This window comes from Pantoea dispersa (genome assembly GCF_035783935.1).
GTDB lineage: Bacteria > Pseudomonadota > Gammaproteobacteria > Enterobacterales > Enterobacteriaceae > Pantoea > Pantoea dispersa_C.
In genome coordinates this window covers 52,683-71,400 of the sequence record NZ_JALKOV010000001.1, presented here as the reverse complement: position 1 = coordinate 71,400, position 18,718 = coordinate 52,683, and the positions used below count along the sequence as shown (strand labels likewise).

At 58.3% G+C, this 18,718-nt stretch carries 18 protein-coding genes; 17 read left to right on the top strand and 1 reads right to left on the bottom strand.

The features are described from left to right. Positions 1-55 precede the first annotated feature (55 nt). From MXF20_RS00375 to MXF20_RS00340, 8 genes are all read left to right on the top strand, one after another. Positions 56-1,129 (top strand): PhoH family protein, encoded by a 1,074-nt coding sequence (locus MXF20_RS00375; RefSeq protein WP_325967010.1) that lies wholly within the window; start codon positions 56-58, stop codon positions 1,127-1,129. Beyond that, positions 1,126-1,599, top strand: a complete 474-nt coding sequence (gene ybeY / locus MXF20_RS00370) for an rRNA maturation RNase YbeY (protein WP_325967009.1) — start codon at positions 1,126-1,128, stop codon at positions 1,597-1,599. Before MXF20_RS00375 ends, ybeY begins: the two co-directional genes overlap by 4 nt. An 82-nt stretch (positions 1,600-1,681) precedes the next feature. Then, positions 1,682-2,563: a CNNM family magnesium/cobalt transport protein CorC gene (corC, locus tag MXF20_RS00365; protein ID WP_325967007.1), complete on the top strand. Its 882-nt coding sequence runs from the start codon at positions 1,682-1,684 to the stop codon at positions 2,561-2,563. 4 nt (positions 2,564-2,567) lie between these two features. Then, the gene (gene lnt, locus MXF20_RS00360) at positions 2,568-4,094 is read left to right on the top strand and encodes an apolipoprotein N-acyltransferase (protein WP_325967006.1); all 1,527 of its coding nucleotides are present in this window, start codon (positions 2,568-2,570) and stop codon (positions 4,092-4,094) included. A 437-nt stretch (positions 4,095-4,531) separates the two neighbouring features. After that, entirely contained in the window at positions 4,532-5,425 is an 894-nt protein-coding gene (locus MXF20_RS00355; RefSeq protein ID WP_058781256.1) for a glutamate/aspartate ABC transporter substrate-binding protein, read from the top strand. A gap of 161 nt (positions 5,426-5,586) precedes the next feature. Further along, a complete protein-coding gene (locus tag MXF20_RS00350) occupies positions 5,587-6,327 on the top strand; it encodes an amino acid ABC transporter permease (protein ID WP_021508574.1) in 741 nt (246 codons plus the stop codon). After that, positions 6,327-7,004, top strand: a complete 678-nt coding sequence (gltK, locus tag MXF20_RS00345) for a glutamate/aspartate ABC transporter permease GltK (protein ID WP_325967004.1) — start codon at positions 6,327-6,329, stop codon at positions 7,002-7,004. The genes MXF20_RS00350 and gltK overlap by 1 nt, the downstream gene beginning before the upstream one ends. Next, positions 7,005-7,730: an amino acid ABC transporter ATP-binding protein gene (locus MXF20_RS00340; protein ID WP_325967003.1), complete on the top strand. Its 726-nt coding sequence runs from the start codon at positions 7,005-7,007 to the stop codon at positions 7,728-7,730. 312 nt (positions 7,731-8,042) lie between these two features. Here the strand turns inward: MXF20_RS00340 and MXF20_RS00335 are convergent, their stop codons facing one another. Further along, entirely contained in the window at positions 8,043-8,525 is a 483-nt protein-coding gene (locus MXF20_RS00335) for a zinc ribbon-containing protein (protein WP_325967002.1), read from the bottom strand. A gap of 221 nt (positions 8,526-8,746) precedes the next feature. Between MXF20_RS00335 and leuS the strand changes: the two genes are divergently transcribed. From leuS to rlpA, 9 genes are all read left to right on the top strand, one after another. Beyond that, positions 8,747-11,329 carry a leucine--tRNA ligase gene (gene leuS / locus MXF20_RS00330; RefSeq protein ID WP_325966999.1) on the top strand — a complete coding sequence of 861 codons (2,583 nt, stop codon included), beginning with the start codon at positions 8,747-8,749 and terminating at the stop codon, positions 11,327-11,329. Between the two features lie 14 nt (positions 11,330-11,343). Beyond that, complete coding sequence (lptE, locus tag MXF20_RS00325; RefSeq protein WP_021508579.1) at positions 11,344-11,943, top strand: LPS assembly lipoprotein LptE; 600 nt, start codon at positions 11,344-11,346, stop codon at positions 11,941-11,943. Beyond that, a complete protein-coding gene (holA, locus tag MXF20_RS00320) occupies positions 11,940-12,971 on the top strand; it encodes a DNA polymerase III subunit delta (protein ID WP_325966998.1) in 1,032 nt (343 codons plus the stop codon). Before lptE ends, holA begins: the two co-directional genes overlap by 4 nt. Beyond that, the gene (gene nadD / locus MXF20_RS00315; RefSeq protein ID WP_325966996.1) at positions 12,964-13,608 is read left to right on the top strand and encodes a nicotinate-nucleotide adenylyltransferase; all 645 of its coding nucleotides are present in this window, start codon (positions 12,964-12,966) and stop codon (positions 13,606-13,608) included. Before holA ends, nadD begins: the two co-directional genes overlap by 8 nt. A 92-nt stretch (positions 13,609-13,700) precedes the next feature. Then, entirely contained in the window at positions 13,701-14,018 is a 318-nt protein-coding gene (gene rsfS, locus MXF20_RS00310; protein WP_021508582.1) for a ribosome silencing factor, read from the top strand. Between the two features lie 3 nt (positions 14,019-14,021). After that, the gene (rlmH, locus tag MXF20_RS00305) at positions 14,022-14,492 is read left to right on the top strand and encodes a 23S rRNA (pseudouridine(1915)-N(3))-methyltransferase RlmH (protein ID WP_058757899.1); all 471 of its coding nucleotides are present in this window, start codon (positions 14,022-14,024) and stop codon (positions 14,490-14,492) included. 34 nt (positions 14,493-14,526) lie between these two features. Beyond that, positions 14,527-16,431, top strand: a complete 1,905-nt coding sequence (gene mrdA, locus MXF20_RS00300; protein WP_325966994.1) for a peptidoglycan DD-transpeptidase MrdA — start codon at positions 14,527-14,529, stop codon at positions 16,429-16,431. 8 nt (positions 16,432-16,439) lie between these two features. Then, positions 16,440-17,552: a peptidoglycan glycosyltransferase MrdB gene (gene mrdB, locus MXF20_RS00295; protein WP_325967915.1), complete on the top strand. Its 1,113-nt coding sequence runs from the start codon at positions 16,440-16,442 to the stop codon at positions 17,550-17,552. A gap of 10 nt (positions 17,553-17,562) precedes the next feature. Next, positions 17,563-18,651: an endolytic peptidoglycan transglycosylase RlpA gene (gene rlpA, locus MXF20_RS00290; protein WP_325966993.1), complete on the top strand. Its 1,089-nt coding sequence runs from the start codon at positions 17,563-17,565 to the stop codon at positions 18,649-18,651. The last annotated feature ends 67 nt before the right edge of the window (positions 18,652-18,718 follow it).

Sequence of the window (18,718 nt, the reverse complement as noted above, 5' to 3'; positions counted from 1 at the left end):
GCGTGCGGTATCTGCTATTTCTTTCAACTGGCCCTGAGTGACCCAAAGGATTCATTTGAATATCGAAACCCGTGAAATCGCCCTTGAACCGGCAGACAATCGTCGACTGATGAGCCTGTGCGGTCCGTTTGATGACAACGTAAAACAGCTGGAGCGCCGTCTGGGCATTGAGATCAATCGCCGCGACAACCTGTTTAAGCTGGTCGGCCGCGCGCTGAGCGTAGAAGCCGCCGCCAATATTCTGCGTTCGCTGTACGTGGATACCGCGCCGGTGCGCGGCCAGATCCCGGACATTGAACCGGATCAGATCCATCTGGCGATCAAAGAGAGCCGTGTGCTGGAGCAGACGGCCGACAGTGTGCCGGAGTACGGCAAAGCGGTGAACATCAAGACCAAGCGCGGCGTGATTAAACCGCGTACGCCAAACCAGGCGCAGTACATCGCCAATATTCTCGATCACGACATCACCTTCGGCATTGGCCCGGCCGGTACCGGGAAAACCTATCTGGCGGTCGCCGCCGCGGTGGATGCACTGGAGCGGCAGGAGATTCGCCGTATCCTGCTGACACGTCCGGCGGTCGAAGCCGGCGAAAAACTCGGCTTCCTGCCGGGCGATCTGAGTCAGAAAGTCGATCCTTACCTGCGCCCGCTGTATGACGCCCTGTTTGAAATGCTCGGCTTCGAGCGCGTCGAGAAGCTGATGGAGCGCAACGTGATTGAAGTTGCGCCGCTGGCTTACATGCGCGGCCGTACGCTGAATGATGCGTTCGTGATTCTTGATGAGAGCCAGAACACTACCATCGAGCAGATGAAGATGTTCCTGACGCGCATCGGCTTCAACTCCAAAGCGGTGATTACCGGTGACGTGACGCAGATTGACCTGCCGCGCAGCACCAAGTCCGGCCTGCGCCACGCCATCGAAGTGCTGGCCAACGTTGAAGAGATCAGCTTTAACTTTTTCCACAGCGAAGACGTGGTGCGTCATCCGGTGGTCGCACGCATTGTTAATGCTTATGAAGCCTGGGAAGAAGCAGACCAGAAACGCCGTGATAAACTGGCGGAAGAGCGTAAGCGTGAAGCGCAGGCAGCCCAGCTCGCCAGCCAGCCAACGCCGCAGGAGCCTTCATGAGCACGGTGATTTTAGATTTACAGCTGGCCTGTGCCGATGAACACGGCCTGCCGGCAGAAGCGGCGTTTCAGCGCTGGCTGGAAGCGGCGGTCACGCCGTTTCAGCCAGAGAGCGAAGTCACGATACGGCTGGTCGATGAAGCGGAGAGTCATGAGCTTAATCTGACTTATCGCGGCAAAGATAAGCCGACTAACGTGCTGTCGTTTCCGTTTGAAGCGCCGCCGGGCATTGAGCTGCCGCTACTGGGCGATCTGATCATTTGTCGTCAGGTTGTCGAGCAGGAAGCGGCCGAACAGGGTAAAAGCCCTGAGGCACACTGGGCCCACATGGTGGTCCACGGCACGCTGCATCTGCTGGGTTATGACCACATTGAAGACGAGGAAGCCGAAGAGATGGAAGCGCTCGAGACCGAGATAATGCTTGCTCTTGGCTATCCCGATCCGTACATTTCGGAAAAAGAAGACGCCTGAACTTGCGGTTCAGGACATTGCGCTGCTGGCGAGGATGCCGGCAGTTCCTTTCCCTCATTCGAGAGAACTAAATAAAAACGCCATGAGCGACGACCATTCTCAAAACAACGACGCACCCAGTAGTAAAAAGGGTTTTTTCTCCCTGTTAATCAATCAGCTTTTCCACGGCGAGCCCAAAAACCGTGACGAACTGCTGGGGCTAATCCGCGATTCTGAGCAAAAAGAGCTGATCGACCAGGACACCCGCGACATGCTGGAAGGTGTGCTGGATATCGCCGAACAGCGCGTGCGCGACATTATGATTCCGCGCTCGCAGATGATTACCCTGAAGCGTAACCAGAGCCTTGAAGAGTGCCTGGCAGTGATTATTGAATCTGCCCACTCGCGCTTCCCGGTGATCAGCGAAGATAAAGACCATGTTGAAGGCATTCTGATGGCGAAAGATCTGCTGCCGTTTATGAGCAGCAGCGCCGAGCCTTTCAGCATGGAAAAAGTGCTGCGCCCGGTCGTGGTGGTGCCTGAGAGCAAGCGCGTCGATCGCATGCTCAAAGAGTTCCGCTCGCAGCGCTACCACATGGCGATTGTCATTGATGAGTTCGGTGGTGTCTCCGGGCTGGTAACCATCGAAGATATTCTTGAGCTGATCGTTGGCGAAATCGAAGACGAATACGACGACGAAGAAGATCGCGATATCCGTCAGCTCAATCGCCACACCTATACGGTACGCGCGCTGACGCCGATTGAGGACTTTAATGACGTCTTTGGCAGCGATTTCAGCGATGACGAAGTCGATACCATTGGCGGTCTGGTGATGCAGGGATTCGGCCATCTGCCGGCACGCGGTGAAAGCATCGACATTGAGGGTTACCATTTCAAAGTTGCGATGGCTGACAGCCGCCGTATCATCCAGGTGCACGTGAAAATTCCGGAAGACTCTCCGCAACCGCAACTGGAAGACGAATAATTTTATGGCATTAGCCTCTCTCTACTCGCAGCAGCGGGTTCGCCTGCTGCTGGCGTTAGTTCTGGGTGCCGCGGGCACCCTTTCCTTTTCTCCCTATGATTTCTGGCCCGCCGCCCTGCTCTCACTGGCCGGTTTGCAGCTGCTGTTGCTGGATCGCCGCAGCGCACAGGCGGCAGGCATCGGTTTTGCCTGGGGCTTTGGCCTGTTCGGCAGCGGCATCAACTGGGTGTACGTCAGCATTGCCACCTTTGGCGGCATGCCCGGTCCGGTCAATGTGTTCCTCGTGGTGCTACTCGCCGCCTATCTGGCGCTTTACCCGCTGCTGTTTGCCCTGCTGCTGAACCGCTTCTGGCCGCGCGCCACGCTGTGGCGCATGGCGCTGGCGGCCCCGGCGCTGTGGCAAATTACCGAATTTCTGCGCGGCTGGGTGCTAACCGGTTTTCCCTGGCTGCAGTTTGGTTACAGCCAGATTGATGGGCCGCTGAAAGGCCTGGCGCCGCTGGCCGGTGTGGAAACCATCACTTTCCTGCTGATGGTGATTGCCGGTCTGCTGGCGTCGGCCTGCTATCACCGCAGCGTGAAAAACCTGGTGCTGGCGGTCGCGCTGCTGCTACTGCCGTGGCCGCTGCGGATGCTGCAGTGGTATCAGCCGCTGCCGCAGCGCAGCGTCGATGTCGCCATGGTACAGGGCAATATTCCGCAGTCGATGAAGTGGGATCCGCAGCAGCTGCTGACCACGCTGCGCGTTTATACCTCCTACAGCCAGCCGTTTATCGGCAAAGCACCGATCATCATCTGGCCGGAATCGGCGATTACCGATCTGGAGAGTAATCAGCAGCCGTTTCTGCATGCGCTGGATGATGAACTGCGCGCGCGCGGCAGTACGTTGATCACCGGCATTGTTGATTCGCGCGTGGAGAGTGACAACCGCTATCACGATTACAACTCGGTGATTGTGCTGGGCGGCACGCAGCCTTACAGCTACCAGAGCCGCAACCGCTACCAGAAGAACCATCTGGTGCCGTTTGGCGAGTTCGTGCCGCTGGAAGGCCTGCTGCGTCCGCTGGCTCCGTTCTTCGACCTGCCGATGTCCTCGTTCAGCCGCGGCGCCTACCTGCAGCCGCAGCTCAAAGTGGCGGGCTACAACCTGACCAGCGCCATTTGTTATGAGATCGTGCTGGGCGAGCAGGTGCGCGCTAACTTCCATCCGGACACCAACTTCCTGCTGACGGTGTCGAACGATGCCTGGTTCGGTCATTCGATTGGTCCGTGGCAGCATTTCCAGATGGCGCGCATGCGCGCGCTGGAGCTGGGTCGTCCGCTGCTGCGCTCAACCAACAACGGTGTCACCGCGGTGGTGAATGCACAGGGAGACGTGGAGAAAGTCATCCCGCAGTTCACCCGCGAAGTGCTGAGCGCAACAGTCACGCCTGCCAGCGGTGAAACGCCGTATGCGCGCGTCGGTATCTGGCCGGTGTGGCTGCTGACGCTGGCGGGCATCGTGCTGGCGATTTTACGCCGCCGCGCCTGATATCCCGCCCTCTCTCACCAGGCGAAGCGCTGGCTTCGCCTTTTTTTACGCAGTTTTCCGCTCCCTTTCTCCTTAGTCACCTCCACGTTCTGCTGCCTTTTTGCCCGCTTTCCGCGTACTGGCACGATCATTGCTAATTATTTCAGTGATTTTTGCAACATCGGTGATTTGTCAGCGTAATGCCATGTTTGCGCACTATTATCTGGCACCGAAGCGCACTTATTTGGCGCAGCGGCTGTTTTTTGCCTCTTATTGGTGCGGAGCGGCTCGCAAAAAATGAACTTTTTTGTTTCATTACGTTAACAATTCGCTATGTTAATCACTATCCTGCGCGCAGTTGCGCTAAGGGATAATTAAAAAAGCAGCAGGAAATACACACAACATCACAATCTGCGCAGTTTATGTTCTGCGCAACATTCACACGAAGGAGTAGGAACATGCAGATTCGCAAAGTGGCATTATCGCTTCTGCTGTTGGGCGCAGCAGCGGGCGCGGCCCAGGCGGAAGATCTCACCGGTACCCTGAAAAAGATTAACGATAGCGGCGTGATTGTCGTTGGGCATCGCGAGTCATCCGTTCCGTTTTCTTACTACGACAACCAGCAGAAAGTGGTGGGTTACTCTCAGGACTACTCCAACGCCATCGTTGCCGCCATCAAAGCGAAGCTGAATAAGCCGGATCTGCAGGTCAAAATGCTGCCGATCACCTCGCAAAACCGTATCCCGCTGCTGCAGAACGGCACCTACGATTTCGAGTGTGGCTCGACCACCAACAACGTCGAGCGTCAGCAGCAGGCGGCGTTCTCTGACACCATCTTCATCATCGGCACCCGTCTGCTGGTGAAGAAAGGCGGCGACATTAAAGACTTCGCCGATCTGAAAGGCAAAACCGTGGTCGTTACATCGGGCACCACCTCTGAGATTCTGCTGCGCAAGCTGAATGACGAGAAGAAAATGGATATGCGCATCATCAGCGCGAAAGATCACGGTGACTCGTTCCGCACGCTGGAAACCGGTCGCGCGGTGGCCTTCATGATGGATGACGCGCTGCTGGCCGGTGAACGCGCCAAAGCGAAGAAACCGGATAACTGGGAAATCGTTGGTACGCCGCAGTCCAAAGAAGCCTACGGCTGCATGCTGCGTAAAGACGATGCGCCGTTTAAACAGCTGATGGATGACACCATCGCTAAAGCGCAGACCTCAGGTGAAGCCACCAAATGGTTCGACACCTGGTTTAAACAGCCGATTCCACCGAAGAACCTGAACCTGAACTTCGAGCTGTCATCGGACATGCAGGCGCTGTTTAAAGCACCGAACGATAAAGCACTCTGAATTAACAATGAAAACAAGGGCGGCACTGCTGCCCTCTCGATTGCTGAACACGCGGTGCGGACAGACAGACTGTAACAGGCCGTTCCCCTGAAGCAGGACACAAGACACCGCTCAACAATCTTATGGGTAGCCTCGCTACCCTTTTTTTACCGGAGCTCGTTATGGGTATCGATTGGAACTGGGGCATTTTTTTACAGCAGGCTCCGTTCGGCAATACGACTTACCTCGGCTGGCTGTGGTCCGGATTTCAGGTGACCGTCGCGGTCTCCTGCTGCGCCTGGATTATCGCCTTCCTGGTAGGTTCCTTCTTTGGCATTCTGCGTACCGTGCCTAATCGCTGGTTGTCCACCATTGGCACCTGCTACGTGGAACTGTTTCGTAATATTCCGCTGATCGTGCAGTTCTTCTTCTGGTATCTGGTGGCGCCAGAACTGGTCGGGGAGAAGCTCGGCATGTGGTTTAAGGCTGAACTGGACCCGAACATCCAGTTTTTCCTCTCTTCGACCATTTGTCTCGGTCTGTTCACTGCCGCACGCGTGTGTGAGCAGGTGCGCGCCGCGATTCAGTCGCTGCCGCGCGGCCAGAAAAACGCCGGTCTGGCGATGGGCCTGACGCTGCCGCAAACCTATCGCTACGTACTGTTGCCAAACGCCTACCGCGTGATTGTGCCGCCGATGACCTCGGAAATGCTTAACCTGGTGAAGAACTCCGCCATCGCCTCCACTATCGGTCTGGTGGATCTGGCCGCGCAGGCGGGCAAGCTGCTGGATTACTCGGCACACGCCTATGAATCTTTCACCGCTATCACCCTGGCCTACGTCGGTATTAACCTGGTGATCATGCTGATTATGAGTCTGGTAGAACGCAAAATTCGCCTGCCCGGCAACCTGGGAGGCAAATAATGTACGATTTTGACTGGAGTTCGATTCCGCCCAGCCTGCCCTATCTGCTGAACGGTATGGTGATTACGCTGAAAATCACGGCGGTCGCCGTGGTGTTCGGCATTATCTGGGGCACCATTCTGGCGGTGATGCGTTTGTCATCGTTCGCCCCGATCCGCTGGTTCGCCAAACTGTATGTAAACCTGTTCCGCTCGGTGCCGCTGGTGATGGTGCTGCTGTGGTTCTATCTGGTGGTCCCCAGCTTCCTGCAACAGGTGCTTGGGCTGTCGCCGAAAACCGATATCCGCCTGATCTCCGCCATGGTGGCGTTCGCGCTGTTTGAAGCCGCCTACTATTCGGAGATTATCCGCGCCGGCATCCAGAGCATCTCGCGCGGCCAGTCCAACGCCGCGCTGGCGCTGGGCATGACGCAGTGGCAGTCGATGAAGCTGATCATCCTGCCGCAGGCGTTCCGCGCCATGGTACCGCTGCTGCTGACGCAGGGCATCGTGCTGTTCCAGGATACCTCGCTGGTGTATGTGTTAAGCCTGGCGGACTTCTTCCGTACCGCGTCCACCATTGGTGAACGTGACGGTACCCAGGTTGAAATGGTTCTGTTTGCCGGTCTGGTCTATTTCGTGATCAGCCTGAGCGCTTCGCTGTTGGTTAGCTATCTGAAAAGAAAAAGGACGGTTTAAATGATTAGCCTGAAAAATGTTTCTAAGTGGTATGGGCACTTTCAGGTGCTGACCGACTGCTCCACCGAGGTGAAGAAAGGTGAAGTGGTGGTGGTCTGCGGGCCGTCCGGTTCCGGCAAATCGACGCTGATTAAAACGGTGAACGGACTGGAGCCCGTGCAGCAGGGTAGCATTCAGGTGAACGGCACCGAAGTGAACAACAAGAAAACCAATCTTGCCCAGTTGCGCAGCAAAGTGGGCATGGTGTTCCAGCACTTCGAACTGTTCCCACACCTCAGCATCATTGATAACCTGGTGCTGGCGCAGGTGAAAGTGCTGAAGCGTGACAAAACTGCAGCGCGCGAGAAAGGCCTTGCGCTGCTGAAGCGCGTTGGCCTGACGGCGCATGCGGAGAAATTCCCTGGTCAGCTGTCTGGCGGTCAGCAGCAGCGCGTGGCCATCGCCCGTGCGCTGTGTATGGATCCTATCGCCATGCTGTTCGATGAACCGACTTCCGCACTGGATCCGGAGATGATCAACGAAGTGCTGGATGTCATGGTGGAGTTAGCCAACGAAGGCATGACCATGATGGTGGTGACGCACGAGATGGGCTTTGCGCGCAAAGTGGCTAATCGCGTCATTTTCATGGATGAAGGGAAGATCGTTGAAGACACCAATAAGGATGACTTCTTCAGTAATCCGCAGTCCGACCGCGCCAAAGACTTCCTCGCGAAGATCCTGCACTGATACTCACCATTCTGGCGGTCCACGGACCGCCAGCGTCAGGGCTTATCATGCCCCCTGCTGCCCTTCGCCAAAATCGATATAATGCTGCTGTGATGTAGTACCCGACTGCGCAAGGCATAGCGTCTTGCCGCACCTGCTTTTTTTACGGCAGAAGGGATCCTGAACTAAGCCGGACGTCACGCGGCAGGGATGCCGCGTGTCGAGGCACGCAGGGATGCGGGTTTTGCCGATCCGGGCGTGTTCAGGTTCTCTTCTGACAGTCCGCACGCTTTCAGCAACAATACTTTTTTTGCTTCAGAGCACGGTGATAATTCAGGGCTCAAACGGCTGACGCTGGAACTGATCGTGGCCGCATTCCGGGCAGCGCGTCAGGCTCTCCGGGGTATAAATCGCCCGGGTAAAGCCGCACTTCTCACACACCAGATTGCCCAGCCCTACCACTTCGCCGCTCTGATACACACCGTGATGCCGCAGATCCTGAAACACTTCGCGCCACTCCAGCTGGCTCTTGTCGGTGATATCGGCCAGCTCCTTCCACAGGCTTTCCCGGATCACGCGCAAAAACACCGAATCGCCGAGCGCTGCGCTGGACTCCTGATAGCTGAGCGCGAACTCATGCAGATCGCGCCGCACCGCGCGCATAACCTCGTCGACTTCGGCGGTGGTCAGCGTCTGTTTTTGCAGCAGCTGGCTGCGGGCCTCGGCGACCAGCGCATCGACATCACGCTCGCCTCGCTCCAGCCGCTGGGTTAATGCTGCTACCGTTGCACGATATTCCTGCGCCACATTATTCATTTTATTCTCCTTTCCGCTGCGGATGCTGAGTTAAGTTTAGCCGCTTTGGCATATTTGCTGCGCCTGGCGCAGAGGAAATCGTAAAAGGGTGAAAGCGCTGGCGCATTCCGCACAAATCACGCCGCCGAAGGGCGTCAATTGTTGTTGAGGGGCGGCCTTATGGGTATGCTATGCGGATCAAAAGTGTTTAAAAAACGATTTCACAAGGACCACAGGCAGCCATGCAAGAGCAATACCGCCCGGAAGAGATAGAATCCCGCGTCCAGCAGCACTGGGACGAAAACGAAACCTTCAAAGTGACCGAGCAGGAAGGCAAAGAGAAATACTACTGCCTGTCAATGCTGCCCTATCCTTCTGGCCGCCTGCACATGGGCCACGTGCGTAACTACACCATTGGCGATGTGATTGCGCGCTACCAGCGCATGCTGGGCAAAAACGTCCTGCAGCCGATTGGCTGGGATGCGTTCGGCCTGCCCGCTGAAGGCGCAGCGGTGAAAAACAATACCGCGCCGGCGCCGTGGACCTACGACAACATCGAATACATGAAAAACCAGCTGAAACTGCTGGGCTTCGGCTATGACTGGAGTCGCGAACTGGCGACCTGTCAGCCAGAGTATTATCGCTGGGAGCAGTGGTTCTTCACCAAACTGTACGAAAAAGGTCTGGTCTACAAAAAAACCTCCGCGGTCAACTGGTGCCCGAACGACCAGACCGTGCTGGCGAACGAACAGGTGATCGATGGCTGCTGCTGGCGCTGTGACACTAAAGTCGAACGCAAAGAGATCCCGCAGTGGTTCGTGAAAATCACCGATTACGCCGAAGAGCTGCTCAACGACCTCGACAAGCTGGAAGACTGGCCGGAGCAGGTCAAGACCATGCAGCGCAACTGGATTGGCCGTTCTGAAGGTGTCGAGATCACCTTTGATGTGGCTAACAGCGCGGAAAAAGTCACGGTTTACACCACCCGTCCGGACACCTTCATGGGCGCAACCTATGTCGCCGTGGCCGCCGGTCATCCACTGGCGCGTCAGGCCGCCGTCAACAACCCGGCGCTGGCTGACTTCATTGCTGAATGCAGCAACACCAAAGTCGCTGAAGCGGACATGGCCACGATGGAGAAGAAAGGCATGGCCACCGGCCTGCACGCTATCCATCCGCTGACGGGCGAAGAGATTCCGGTCTGGGTCGCCAACTTCGTGCTGATGGAGTACGGCACCGGTGCCGTGATGGCCGTACCGGGTCATGACCAGCGCGACTGGGAGTTCGCCACCAAATACGATCTCAACATCAAACCGGTGGTGCTCAACCTCGACGGTTCCGCGCCGGATATCAGCGCCGCAGCGATGACCGAAAAAGGTACGCTGTTCAACTCCGGCGAGTTTGACGGTCTGGACCACGACGCTGGCTTCAACGCCATCGCCGATGCGCTGGCCGCCAAAGGCGTTGGCGTGCGTAAAGTAAACTATCGCCTGCGCGACTGGGGTGTATCACGCCAGCGTTACTGGGGCGCGCCAATTCCAATGGTAACGCTGGAAGATGGCACCGTGATGCCAACGCCAGAAGATCAGCTGCCGGTGATTCTGCCGGAAGACGTGGTCATGGACGGTATCACCAGCCCAATCAAAGCCGATCCGGAGTGGGCGAAAACCACGGTGAACGGTCAGCCGGCGCTGCGTGAAACCGACACCTTCGACACCTTTATGGAATCGTCGTGGTACTACGCGCGCTATACCTGTGCGAACTATAACGAAGGCATGCTGGATCCGGCGGCCGCGAACTACTGGCTGCCGGTCGATCAGTATGTAGGCGGTATCGAACACGCCATCATGCACCTGATGTACTTCCGCTTCTACCACAAGCTGCTGCGTGATGCCGGCCTGGTGAACTCTGACGAGCCGGCCAAACGCCTGCTGTGTCAGGGCATGGTGCTGGCGGATGCCTTCTACTACGTTGGCGCCAACGGCGAGCGCAACTGGGTTTCACCGGTTGACGTTAACGTCGAGCGCGACGAAAAAGGCCGCATCACCAAAGCCATCGACAATCAGGGCCGCGAAGTGATCTACGCGGGCATGAGCAAAATGTCGAAGTCCAAAAACAACGGCATTGACCCGCAGCTGATGGTTGAGCGCTACGGTGCAGATACCGTGCGTCTGTTCATGATGTTTGCTTCCCCGGCGGAAATGACGCTGGAGTGGCAGGAGTCAGGCGTGGAAGGCGCCAACCGCTTCCTGAAACGCGTGTGGAAGCTGGCGTACGATCACGTAGCTAAAGGCGCAACCGTGGCGCTGGATGTCAACGCGCTCAACGATGAGCAGAAAGCGCTGCGTCGCGATCTGCACAAAACCATCGCCAAAGTGGCGGATGACATCGGCCGTCGTCAGACCTTCAACACCGCGATTGCGGCGATCATGGAGCTGATGAACAAACTGCTGCGCGCGCCGCAGGAGAGCGAACAGGATCGCGCCCTGATGCAGGAAGCGCTGGTCGCCGTAACGCGCCTGCTCTATCCATTCACCCCGCACGCCAGCTATGTGCTGTGGCAGGCACTGGGTGGCGAAGGCAGCATTGACGACGCCAGCTGGCCGGTTGCCGATGAAGCGGCAATGGTAGAGGATTCGCTGCTGGTGGTGGTGCAGGTCAACGGTAAAGTGCGTGGTAAAATTACCGTGGCGCCGGATGCGACGCAGGAGCAGGTGCAGGCGCGTGCGGCGCAGGAGCATCTGGTGGCGAAATATCTGGATGGCGTCACCCTTCGTAAAGTGATTTATGTCCCTGGCAAACTGCTTAACCTGGTCGTAGGTTAAGTTCAGGAGGAACTGTGCGACAACTCGTTATCAGGCTGTTTGTCCTGCTTGCAGTGCTGGTCACTGCCGGCTGTGGTTTTCATCCGCGCGGCACCACACAGGTGCCACCGGAAATGAAAACGCTGATCGTCCAGAGTGGCGATCCGTATGGCCCGCTGGCGCGCACCGTGCGTCAGCAGCTGCGCATCAACGATGTCAAAATCGTTGAAGACAGCAAAGCGGCCAGTGCGCAATACCCGACGCTGCGTCTGGGCGCGGAGAGCCAGGGACGCGACACCGCGTCGGTATTCATCAGCGGCACCACCGCGGAATACTCGCTGGTGATGACCGTCAGTGCGCAGGTGTTGCTGCCGGGCAAAGGCATCTATCCGATCAGCACCACGGTGTACCGTTCGTTCTTCGACAACCCGAACGCCGCGCTGGCGAAGGATGCCGAGCAGGATATGATTGTGCAGGAGATGCGTCAGCGTGCCGCCGAGCAGCTGGTGCGTAAACTGCTGACGGTGCACGCCGCGCAGGAGAGCAACAAAGAGACGCTGCCGCAACCTGAAGTGATTGCGCCTGGCGCGGACTCACCGGAAGTGCCCTCCTCGTCAGCCACCAGTCTGCAATGATCAGGATTTATCCTGAACAACTGCGCGCGCAGCTCCGCGAGGGGCTGCGCGCCTGTTATTTTCTCACCGGTAATGAGCCCCTGCTGATTCAGGAGAGCGCGGATGCCATCCGTGCCGCTGCCGCTCAGCAGGGCTTCGACGAGCACTTTTCTGTCAGCGTTGATGCGCAGACTGACTGGGAGGCGATTTTCGCCCGCTGTCAGTCACTCAGCCTGTTCACCCAGCGCCAGACGCTGACGCTGCAGCTGCCGGAAAACGGCCCCAACGCCGCCATCGCCGAACAGCTGGTGAAACTGGCGGCGCTGCTGCACAGCGACATTATGCTGGTGCTGCGCATGGCGAAGCTGACCAAAGCACAGGAAAACAGCGCGTGGTTCAAAGCGCTCAGCGCCAGTGCGGTGCTGGTGCCGTGCCAGACGCCGGAACAGGCGCAGCTGCCGCGCTGGGTGGCTGCCCGCGCGAAAGCCCTGCAGCTGAGCATTGATGACGCGGCTATACAGCTGCTCTGCTACTGCTATGAAGGCAATCTGCTGGCGCTGGCCCAGGCGCTGGAGCGGCTGTCGCTGCTGTGGCCGGACGGCAAACTGACGCTGCCGCGCGTAGAAGACGCGGTGAACGATGCCGCGCATTTCACGCCGTTCCACTGGGTCGATGCGCTGCTGGCCGGCAAGAGCAAACGTGCGCTGCACATTTTGCGTCAGCTGCAAAAAGAGGACAGCGAAGTGGTGATTCTGCTGCGCACCCTGCAGCGAGACCTGCTGACGCTACTGCAGCTGCAACGCCAGCAGGCGAAGCAGCCGCTGCGCACGCTGATGGATCAGCTGCGTATCTGGCAGAACCGCCGGACGCTTTTCACTGAAGCGCTGCAGCGGCTGGATGCAACTCGGCTGCAGCAGGCGGTGCATCTGCTGGCGCGACTCGAACTGACCATGAAGCAGGATTATGGTCAGAATCTGTGGCCGCAGCTGGAAACGCTATCGCTGCTGCTGTGCCACCGTGATTTTCCGCTGGGTTTAACCGATGTCTGATCTCTACGCGCTGTTTGGCGGCACTTTCGATCCGATTCACTACGGCCATCTGCGTCCGGTCACCGCGCTGGCGCAGCAGGTCGGGCTGCAAAAAGTGACGCTGCTGCCGAACAACGTGCCGCCGCACCGGCCACAGCCGGAAGCCAGCGCGCAGCAGCGTGTGGCGATGCTGCGCTGCGCGGTTGCCGATCGTCCGCTATTTGACATCGACACGCGCGAGCTGGCGCGCACCACGCCGTCATGGACGGTGGACACGCTGGAAACCCTGCGCGCCGAGCGCGGCGCACAACAGCCCCTCGGGTTTATCATCGGTCAGGATTCTCTGCTAACGTTAGGAAAATGGCATCGCTGGCAGGACTTGCTGTCGCTATGTCATCTGCTGGTCTGCAAACGGCCGGGCTACGCTGCGCAGATGGCCACGCCGGAGATGCAGCAGTGGCTGGATGCGCATCAGGCGCATGAGGTGCAGCAGCTGCATCGCACACCGGCAGGCCATATCTGGCTGGCCGATACGCCGCTGTTCGACATTTCTGCCACTGAGATTCGCCAGCGCCGCCATCAGGGCCTGGACTGCGGCGATCTGCTGCCGGCGGCGGTCATTGATTACATCGATCGCGCGGGCTTATATCGCGATTGATCGCCGCATGCTATACTGCGCCGCTTCATTTTTGGCTGCGTTTTCCGGGGCATTCAGCCTGCCCATAATCACCTGTTTTTAAGGGGAACCTTTTGCAAGGCAAAGCACTCCAAGAGTTCGTTATTGATAAGATTGATGATCTCAAAGGCCAGGACATCGTTGCAATTGATGTGCAGGGCAAATCCAGTATCACCGATTGCATGATTATCTGTACCGGGACCTCCAACCGTCACGTCTCCTCCATCGCTGACCATGTGATGCAGGAATCGCGCGCGGCTGGCCTGAAACCGCTCGGCGTCGACGGCAAAGCGGCCGCTGACTGGGTGGTGGTTGACCTCGGTGAAGTGATCGTACACGTCATGCAGGAAGAGAGCCGCCAGCTGTACGAGCTGGAAAAGCTCTGGAGCTAAACGTTGAAACTGCAGCTTGTCGCCGTCGGCACTAAAATGCCCGACTGGGTTCAGACCGGTTTCATGGAGTACCTGCGTCGCTTTCCCAAAGATATGCCGTTTGAGCTGACTGAAGTGCCGGCCGGTAAACGCGGCAAAAACGCCGACATCAAACGCATTCTGGAAAAAGAGGGCGAAGCGATGCTGGCGGCGGTGGGCAAAGGCAATCGAATTGTGACGCTGGATATTCCCGGACAGCCGTGGGAAACGCCGCAGCTGGCACAGCAGTTAGAGCGCTGGAAGCTGGACGGGCGAGATGTCAGCCTGCTGATTGGCGGGCCGGAAGGCCTGGCGCCGGCGTGTAAAGCGGCCGCCGAGCAAAGCTGGTCACTGTCTGCGTTAACGCTGCCGCATCCGCTGGTGCGTGTGCTGGTAGCCGAAAGCCTGTATCGTGCCTGGAGCATCACCACCAATCACCCTTATCACCGTGAATAAACGCCTGACAACCCCCAGACAATAAACGCAGCGGATGAAATTACAGAGCAACGCTTTTCGCGATTACACTGCCGAACAGAAACTGTTTGTCCGCCGCGCCCTGGTGGCGTTTGTCGGCATCCTTCTGCTCTCCAGCGTGCTGGTGGTCAATCTGTATCATCTGCAGATCCTGCGCTTCGACGACTATAGCACCCGTTCAAATGAAAACCGCATCAAACTGGTGCCGGTTGCGCCCAGTCGCGGCATCATCTATGACCGCAACGGCGTGCCGCTGGCGCTCAACCGCACCATTTATCAGGCCGAGCTGGTACCGGAAAAGGTCGATGATCTGAAACAGACGCTGCAGGATCTGCGGCCGGTGCTGGATTTGACCGATGACGATATCGATGCGTTTGAAAAAGAGCGTAAGCGCTCGCGTCGCTTTACCTCGATTCCGGTGAAAACCGGGCTGAACGAAGTACAGGTGGCGCGCTTCGCGGTGAATCAGTACCGCTTCCCGGGCGTCGAAGTCAAAGGCTACCAGCGCCGCTACTATCCTTACGGCCAGACGCTGACCCACGTGGTGGGCTACGTGTCAAAAATCAACGATCGTGACGTCAAGCGCCTTGATGAAGAGGGCAAATGGCCGAACTACGCCGCCACCCACGACATCGGTAAGCTCGGCATCGAGAACTATTACGAAGATGTGCTGCACGGTAAAACCGGCTACGAAGAGGTGGAAGTCAACAACCGCGGCCGCGTCATCCGTCAGCTGCACGAGCAGTCACCGCAGGCCGGGCGCGATATCTGGCTGACTATCGATCTTAAGCTGCAGCAGTACATCGAAACCCTGCTGACCGGCAGCCGCGCCGCCGTAGTGGTGAGCGATCCGCGCACCGGTGAAATTCTCGCGCTGGTTTCAACACCCAGTTACGATCCGAATCTGTTTGTCGATGGCATTTCCAGTAAAGATTATAAGGCGCTGCTCGGTGACGAAAACCGCCCGCTGTACAACCGCGCGCTGCAGGCATCGTATCCGCCAGCGTCCACGGTTAAACCGTATGTGGCGGTCTCGGCACTGAGTGCCGGCGTGATTAACCGCAATACCAGCCTGTTCGATCCGGGCTGGTGGCAGTTGCCCGGTTCGGAGAAGCGTTACCGCGACTGGAAAAAATGGGGCCACGGCCGCCTTAACGTCACTAAATCACTGGAAGAGTCGGCGGATACCTTCTTCTATCAGGTGGCCTATGACATGGGCATCGATCGCCTGTCGGAGTGGATGACCAAATTCGGCTACGGCCACCGTACCGGTATCGATCTGCCGCAGGAGAGTCCCGGCAACATGCCGACACGCGAATGGAAGATGAAGCGCTTCAAAAAGCCGTGGTATCAGGGCGACACCATCCCGGTCGGTATCGGTCAGGGCTACTGGACGGCAACGCCGGTGCAGATGAACAAAGCGCTGATGATCCTGATTAACGACGGCGTGATCAAGGTGCCGCACCTGCTGCGTGCCACCCGTGAAGGCAACACCATGGTGCCGTATCGCCAGCCGCCGGATGCGCCAATTGGTGACATTCACTCCGGCTACTGGGAACTGGCCAAAGATGGCATGTATGGCGTGGCCAACCGCGCCAACGGTACCGCGCACAAGAGCTTTGCCGATGCCCCGTACAAGATTGCGGCGAAATCCGGTACCGCACAGGTGTTTGGCCTGAAAGAGAATGAGACTTACAACGCGCATAAAATTGCCGAACGGCTGCGTGACCATAAGCTGATGACCGCCTTCGCGCCGTACGACAAGCCGCGCGTCGCCGTCACCATGATTCTGGAAAACGGCGGTGCCGGCCCGGCGGTCGGCACCGTGATGCGCCAGATTCTCGACCACATTATGCTGGGCGACAACAATACCGTGCTGCCTGAAGCGGCACCGATGCCGCCCGGCTACGAAGGTGAATAACGATGTCGATGAACGATAGTCCCCAGAAAAGAACGATCTGGACGCGTATCCATATCGACCCGCTGTTTATGCTGATTATCATCAGCCTGCTGGCCTACAGCTCCATTGTTATCTGGAGCGCCAGCGGCCAGGATCCGGGCATGATGGAGCGTAAGCTCGGACAGATTGCCATGGGCACCATCATCATGCTGGTGATGGCGCAGGTGCCGCCGCGCGTGTATGAAAGCTGGGCGCCCTATCTCTACATCGTCTGCGTGATCCTGCTGGTGGCGGTTGATGCCTTCGGCCACATCAGTAAAGGGGCGCAGCGCTGGCTGGATCTTGGTTTTGTGCGCTTCCAGCCGTCGGAAATTGCCAAAATCGCCGTGCCGCTAATGGTGGCGCGCTTCATCAACCGCGATGTGTGCCCGCCGACGCTGAAGAACACCGGCATCGCGCTGGTGCTGATTTTCATGCCGACGCTGCTGGTGGCGGCGCAGCCGGACCTTGGCACCTCAATCCTGATCGCCGCCTCCGGCCTGTTTGTGCTGTTCCTCTCGGGCATGAGCTGGAAGCTGATTGGCGTAGCCGTGCTGCTGGTGGCGGCGTTCATCCCGATTCTGTGGTTCTTCCTGATGCACGACTATCAGCGTGATCGCGTGATGATGCTGCTCGATCCGGAGAGCGATCCGCTCGGTGCCGGCTACCACATTATTCAGTCCAAAATCGCTATCGGCTCCGGTGGCCTGCGCGGTAAAGGCTGGCTGCACGGCACCCAGTCGCAGCTGGAATTCCTGCCCGAACGCCACACCGACTTTATCTTTGCGGTTCTGGCGGAAGAGCTCGGCCTGGTGGGCGTCCTGCTGCTGCTGGTGCTTTATCTGCTGCTGATCATGCGCGGGCTGGTGATTGCCGCCCGCGCGCAAACCACCTTTGGTCGCGTGATGTCCGGCGGCCTGATGCTGATTCTGTTTGTGTATGTTTTCGTTAACATTGGCATGGTTAGTGGTATCTTACCGGTGGTTGGCGTGCCGCTGCCGCTGGTGAGCTACGGCGGATCGGCGCTGATTGTGTTAATGGCCGGATTTGGCATCGTGATGTCGATCCACACTCATCGAAAAATGTTATCTAAAAGCGTTTAAGAGGCTGCACATGCGTAAGGACTGGCTTGGGGTTGCTCTGGCATCACTGGTACTGGCTGCCTGTTCCACACCGGAACAGCAGACGAACACGGCACCGCCGCAGCCGGCCTATAATGGTCCGGTGGTGGAGATTCCCGGCGTGGAGCCGCGCTATGAGCCGATCAATCCTTCTACCAGCCAGGACTACAGCGTCAACGGCAAAACCTACCGGGTGATTAAAGATCCGTCCAACTACAGCGAAGTTGGTCTGGCAACGTGGTACGGTGAAGAAGCACAGGGCAACCGCACCGCGCTGGGTGAAACCTACGATCCGGACGCGCTGAGCGCCGCACACCCGACCCTGCCGCTGCCGAGCTACGTGCGCGTCACTAACCTGGCCAACGGCCGACAGATTGTGGTGCGCGTCAACGATCGCGGCCCTTATACGCCGGGCCGGATTATCGACCTGTCGCGCGCCGCAGGCGATCGCCTGAATATCTCCAATAACACCCGCGTGCGGGTGGATTACATCAAAGTGGCGCCGGACGGTTCAGTATCCGGCCCGGGCACCATCGGCACCACCGTGGCTAAACAGAGCTATGCGCTGCCGGCGCGGCCGGATCTCAGCGGTGGCATGGTGATGACCGGTGCCAGCAGCGCGCCAGCGCCTGCCGCACAGGATGTCCGCGCGGTGGATAACAGTTCACTGCAGAGCAACGGTAACATCGGCGCACCGGTGCAGAGCAGCGGCTTTCTCGGCGCGCCGCAGCCGTTAGCCAGCGGCGTGCTGGAAGGTAGCGCCCCGGCGGCGGCACCCGTTGCTGCCGCGCCGGCTGTGGCAGCCAGCCCGGCGCCGGTCAGCCATAACGCCAGTGCCCATGCCGGCAGCGGTTTTGTGGTGCAGGTTGGCGCACTGAATGATGCCGCGCGCGCACGGCAGATGGCAGATAGCCTTGGCCAGCGTTTCGGCGTGCCGGGCGCGGTGGAAGCCAATGGCAATGTTTATCGCGTGCAGCTTGGCGGTTTCAGCAGCCGGGCTGAAGCCGCCGCGCTGCAGCAGCGCCTGAGCAATGAAGCGCAGATTAACTCCTTTATTACCACGGCCCGTCCGTCGATGTGACGCGCCGTGCCCTTACCTGCTGATACTGATGCGTAAAGCCTGATGTCGCACGATGGCCGCTTTGCTA

What these genes read in the sequence shown, in the direction of transcription:
- ybeY (WP_325967009.1), top strand. Translation starts at nt 1,126, where the DNA reads ATGAGCACGGTGATTTTAGATTTACAGCTGGCCTGTGCCGATGAACAC.
- corC (WP_325967007.1), top strand. Translation starts at nt 1,682, where the DNA reads ATGAGCGACGACCATTCTCAAAACAACGACGCACCCAGTAGTAAAAAG.
- lnt (WP_325967006.1), top strand. Translation starts at nt 2,568, where the DNA reads ATGGCATTAGCCTCTCTCTACTCGCAGCAGCGGGTTCGCCTGCTGCTG.
- MXF20_RS00355 (WP_058781256.1), top strand. Translation starts at nt 4,532, where the DNA reads ATGCAGATTCGCAAAGTGGCATTATCGCTTCTGCTGTTGGGCGCAGCA.
- MXF20_RS00350 (WP_021508574.1), top strand. Translation starts at nt 5,587, where the DNA reads ATGGGTATCGATTGGAACTGGGGCATTTTTTTACAGCAGGCTCCGTTC.
- gltK (WP_325967004.1), top strand. Translation starts at nt 6,327, where the DNA reads ATGTACGATTTTGACTGGAGTTCGATTCCGCCCAGCCTGCCCTATCTG.
- MXF20_RS00340 (WP_325967003.1), top strand. Translation starts at nt 7,005, where the DNA reads ATGATTAGCCTGAAAAATGTTTCTAAGTGGTATGGGCACTTTCAGGTG.
- MXF20_RS00335 (WP_325967002.1), bottom strand. Translation starts at nt 8,525, where the DNA reads ATGAATAATGTGGCGCAGGAATATCGTGCAACGGTAGCAGCATTAACC.
- leuS (WP_325966999.1), top strand. Translation starts at nt 8,747, where the DNA reads ATGCAAGAGCAATACCGCCCGGAAGAGATAGAATCCCGCGTCCAGCAG.
- holA (WP_325966998.1), top strand. Translation starts at nt 11,940, where the DNA reads ATGATCAGGATTTATCCTGAACAACTGCGCGCGCAGCTCCGCGAGGGG.
- nadD (WP_325966996.1), top strand. Translation starts at nt 12,964, where the DNA reads ATGTCTGATCTCTACGCGCTGTTTGGCGGCACTTTCGATCCGATTCAC.
- mrdA (WP_325966994.1), top strand. Translation starts at nt 14,527, where the DNA reads ATGAAATTACAGAGCAACGCTTTTCGCGATTACACTGCCGAACAGAAA.
- mrdB (WP_325967915.1), top strand. Translation starts at nt 16,440, where the DNA reads ATGAACGATAGTCCCCAGAAAAGAACGATCTGGACGCGTATCCATATC.
- rlpA (WP_325966993.1), top strand. Translation starts at nt 17,563, where the DNA reads ATGCGTAAGGACTGGCTTGGGGTTGCTCTGGCATCACTGGTACTGGCT.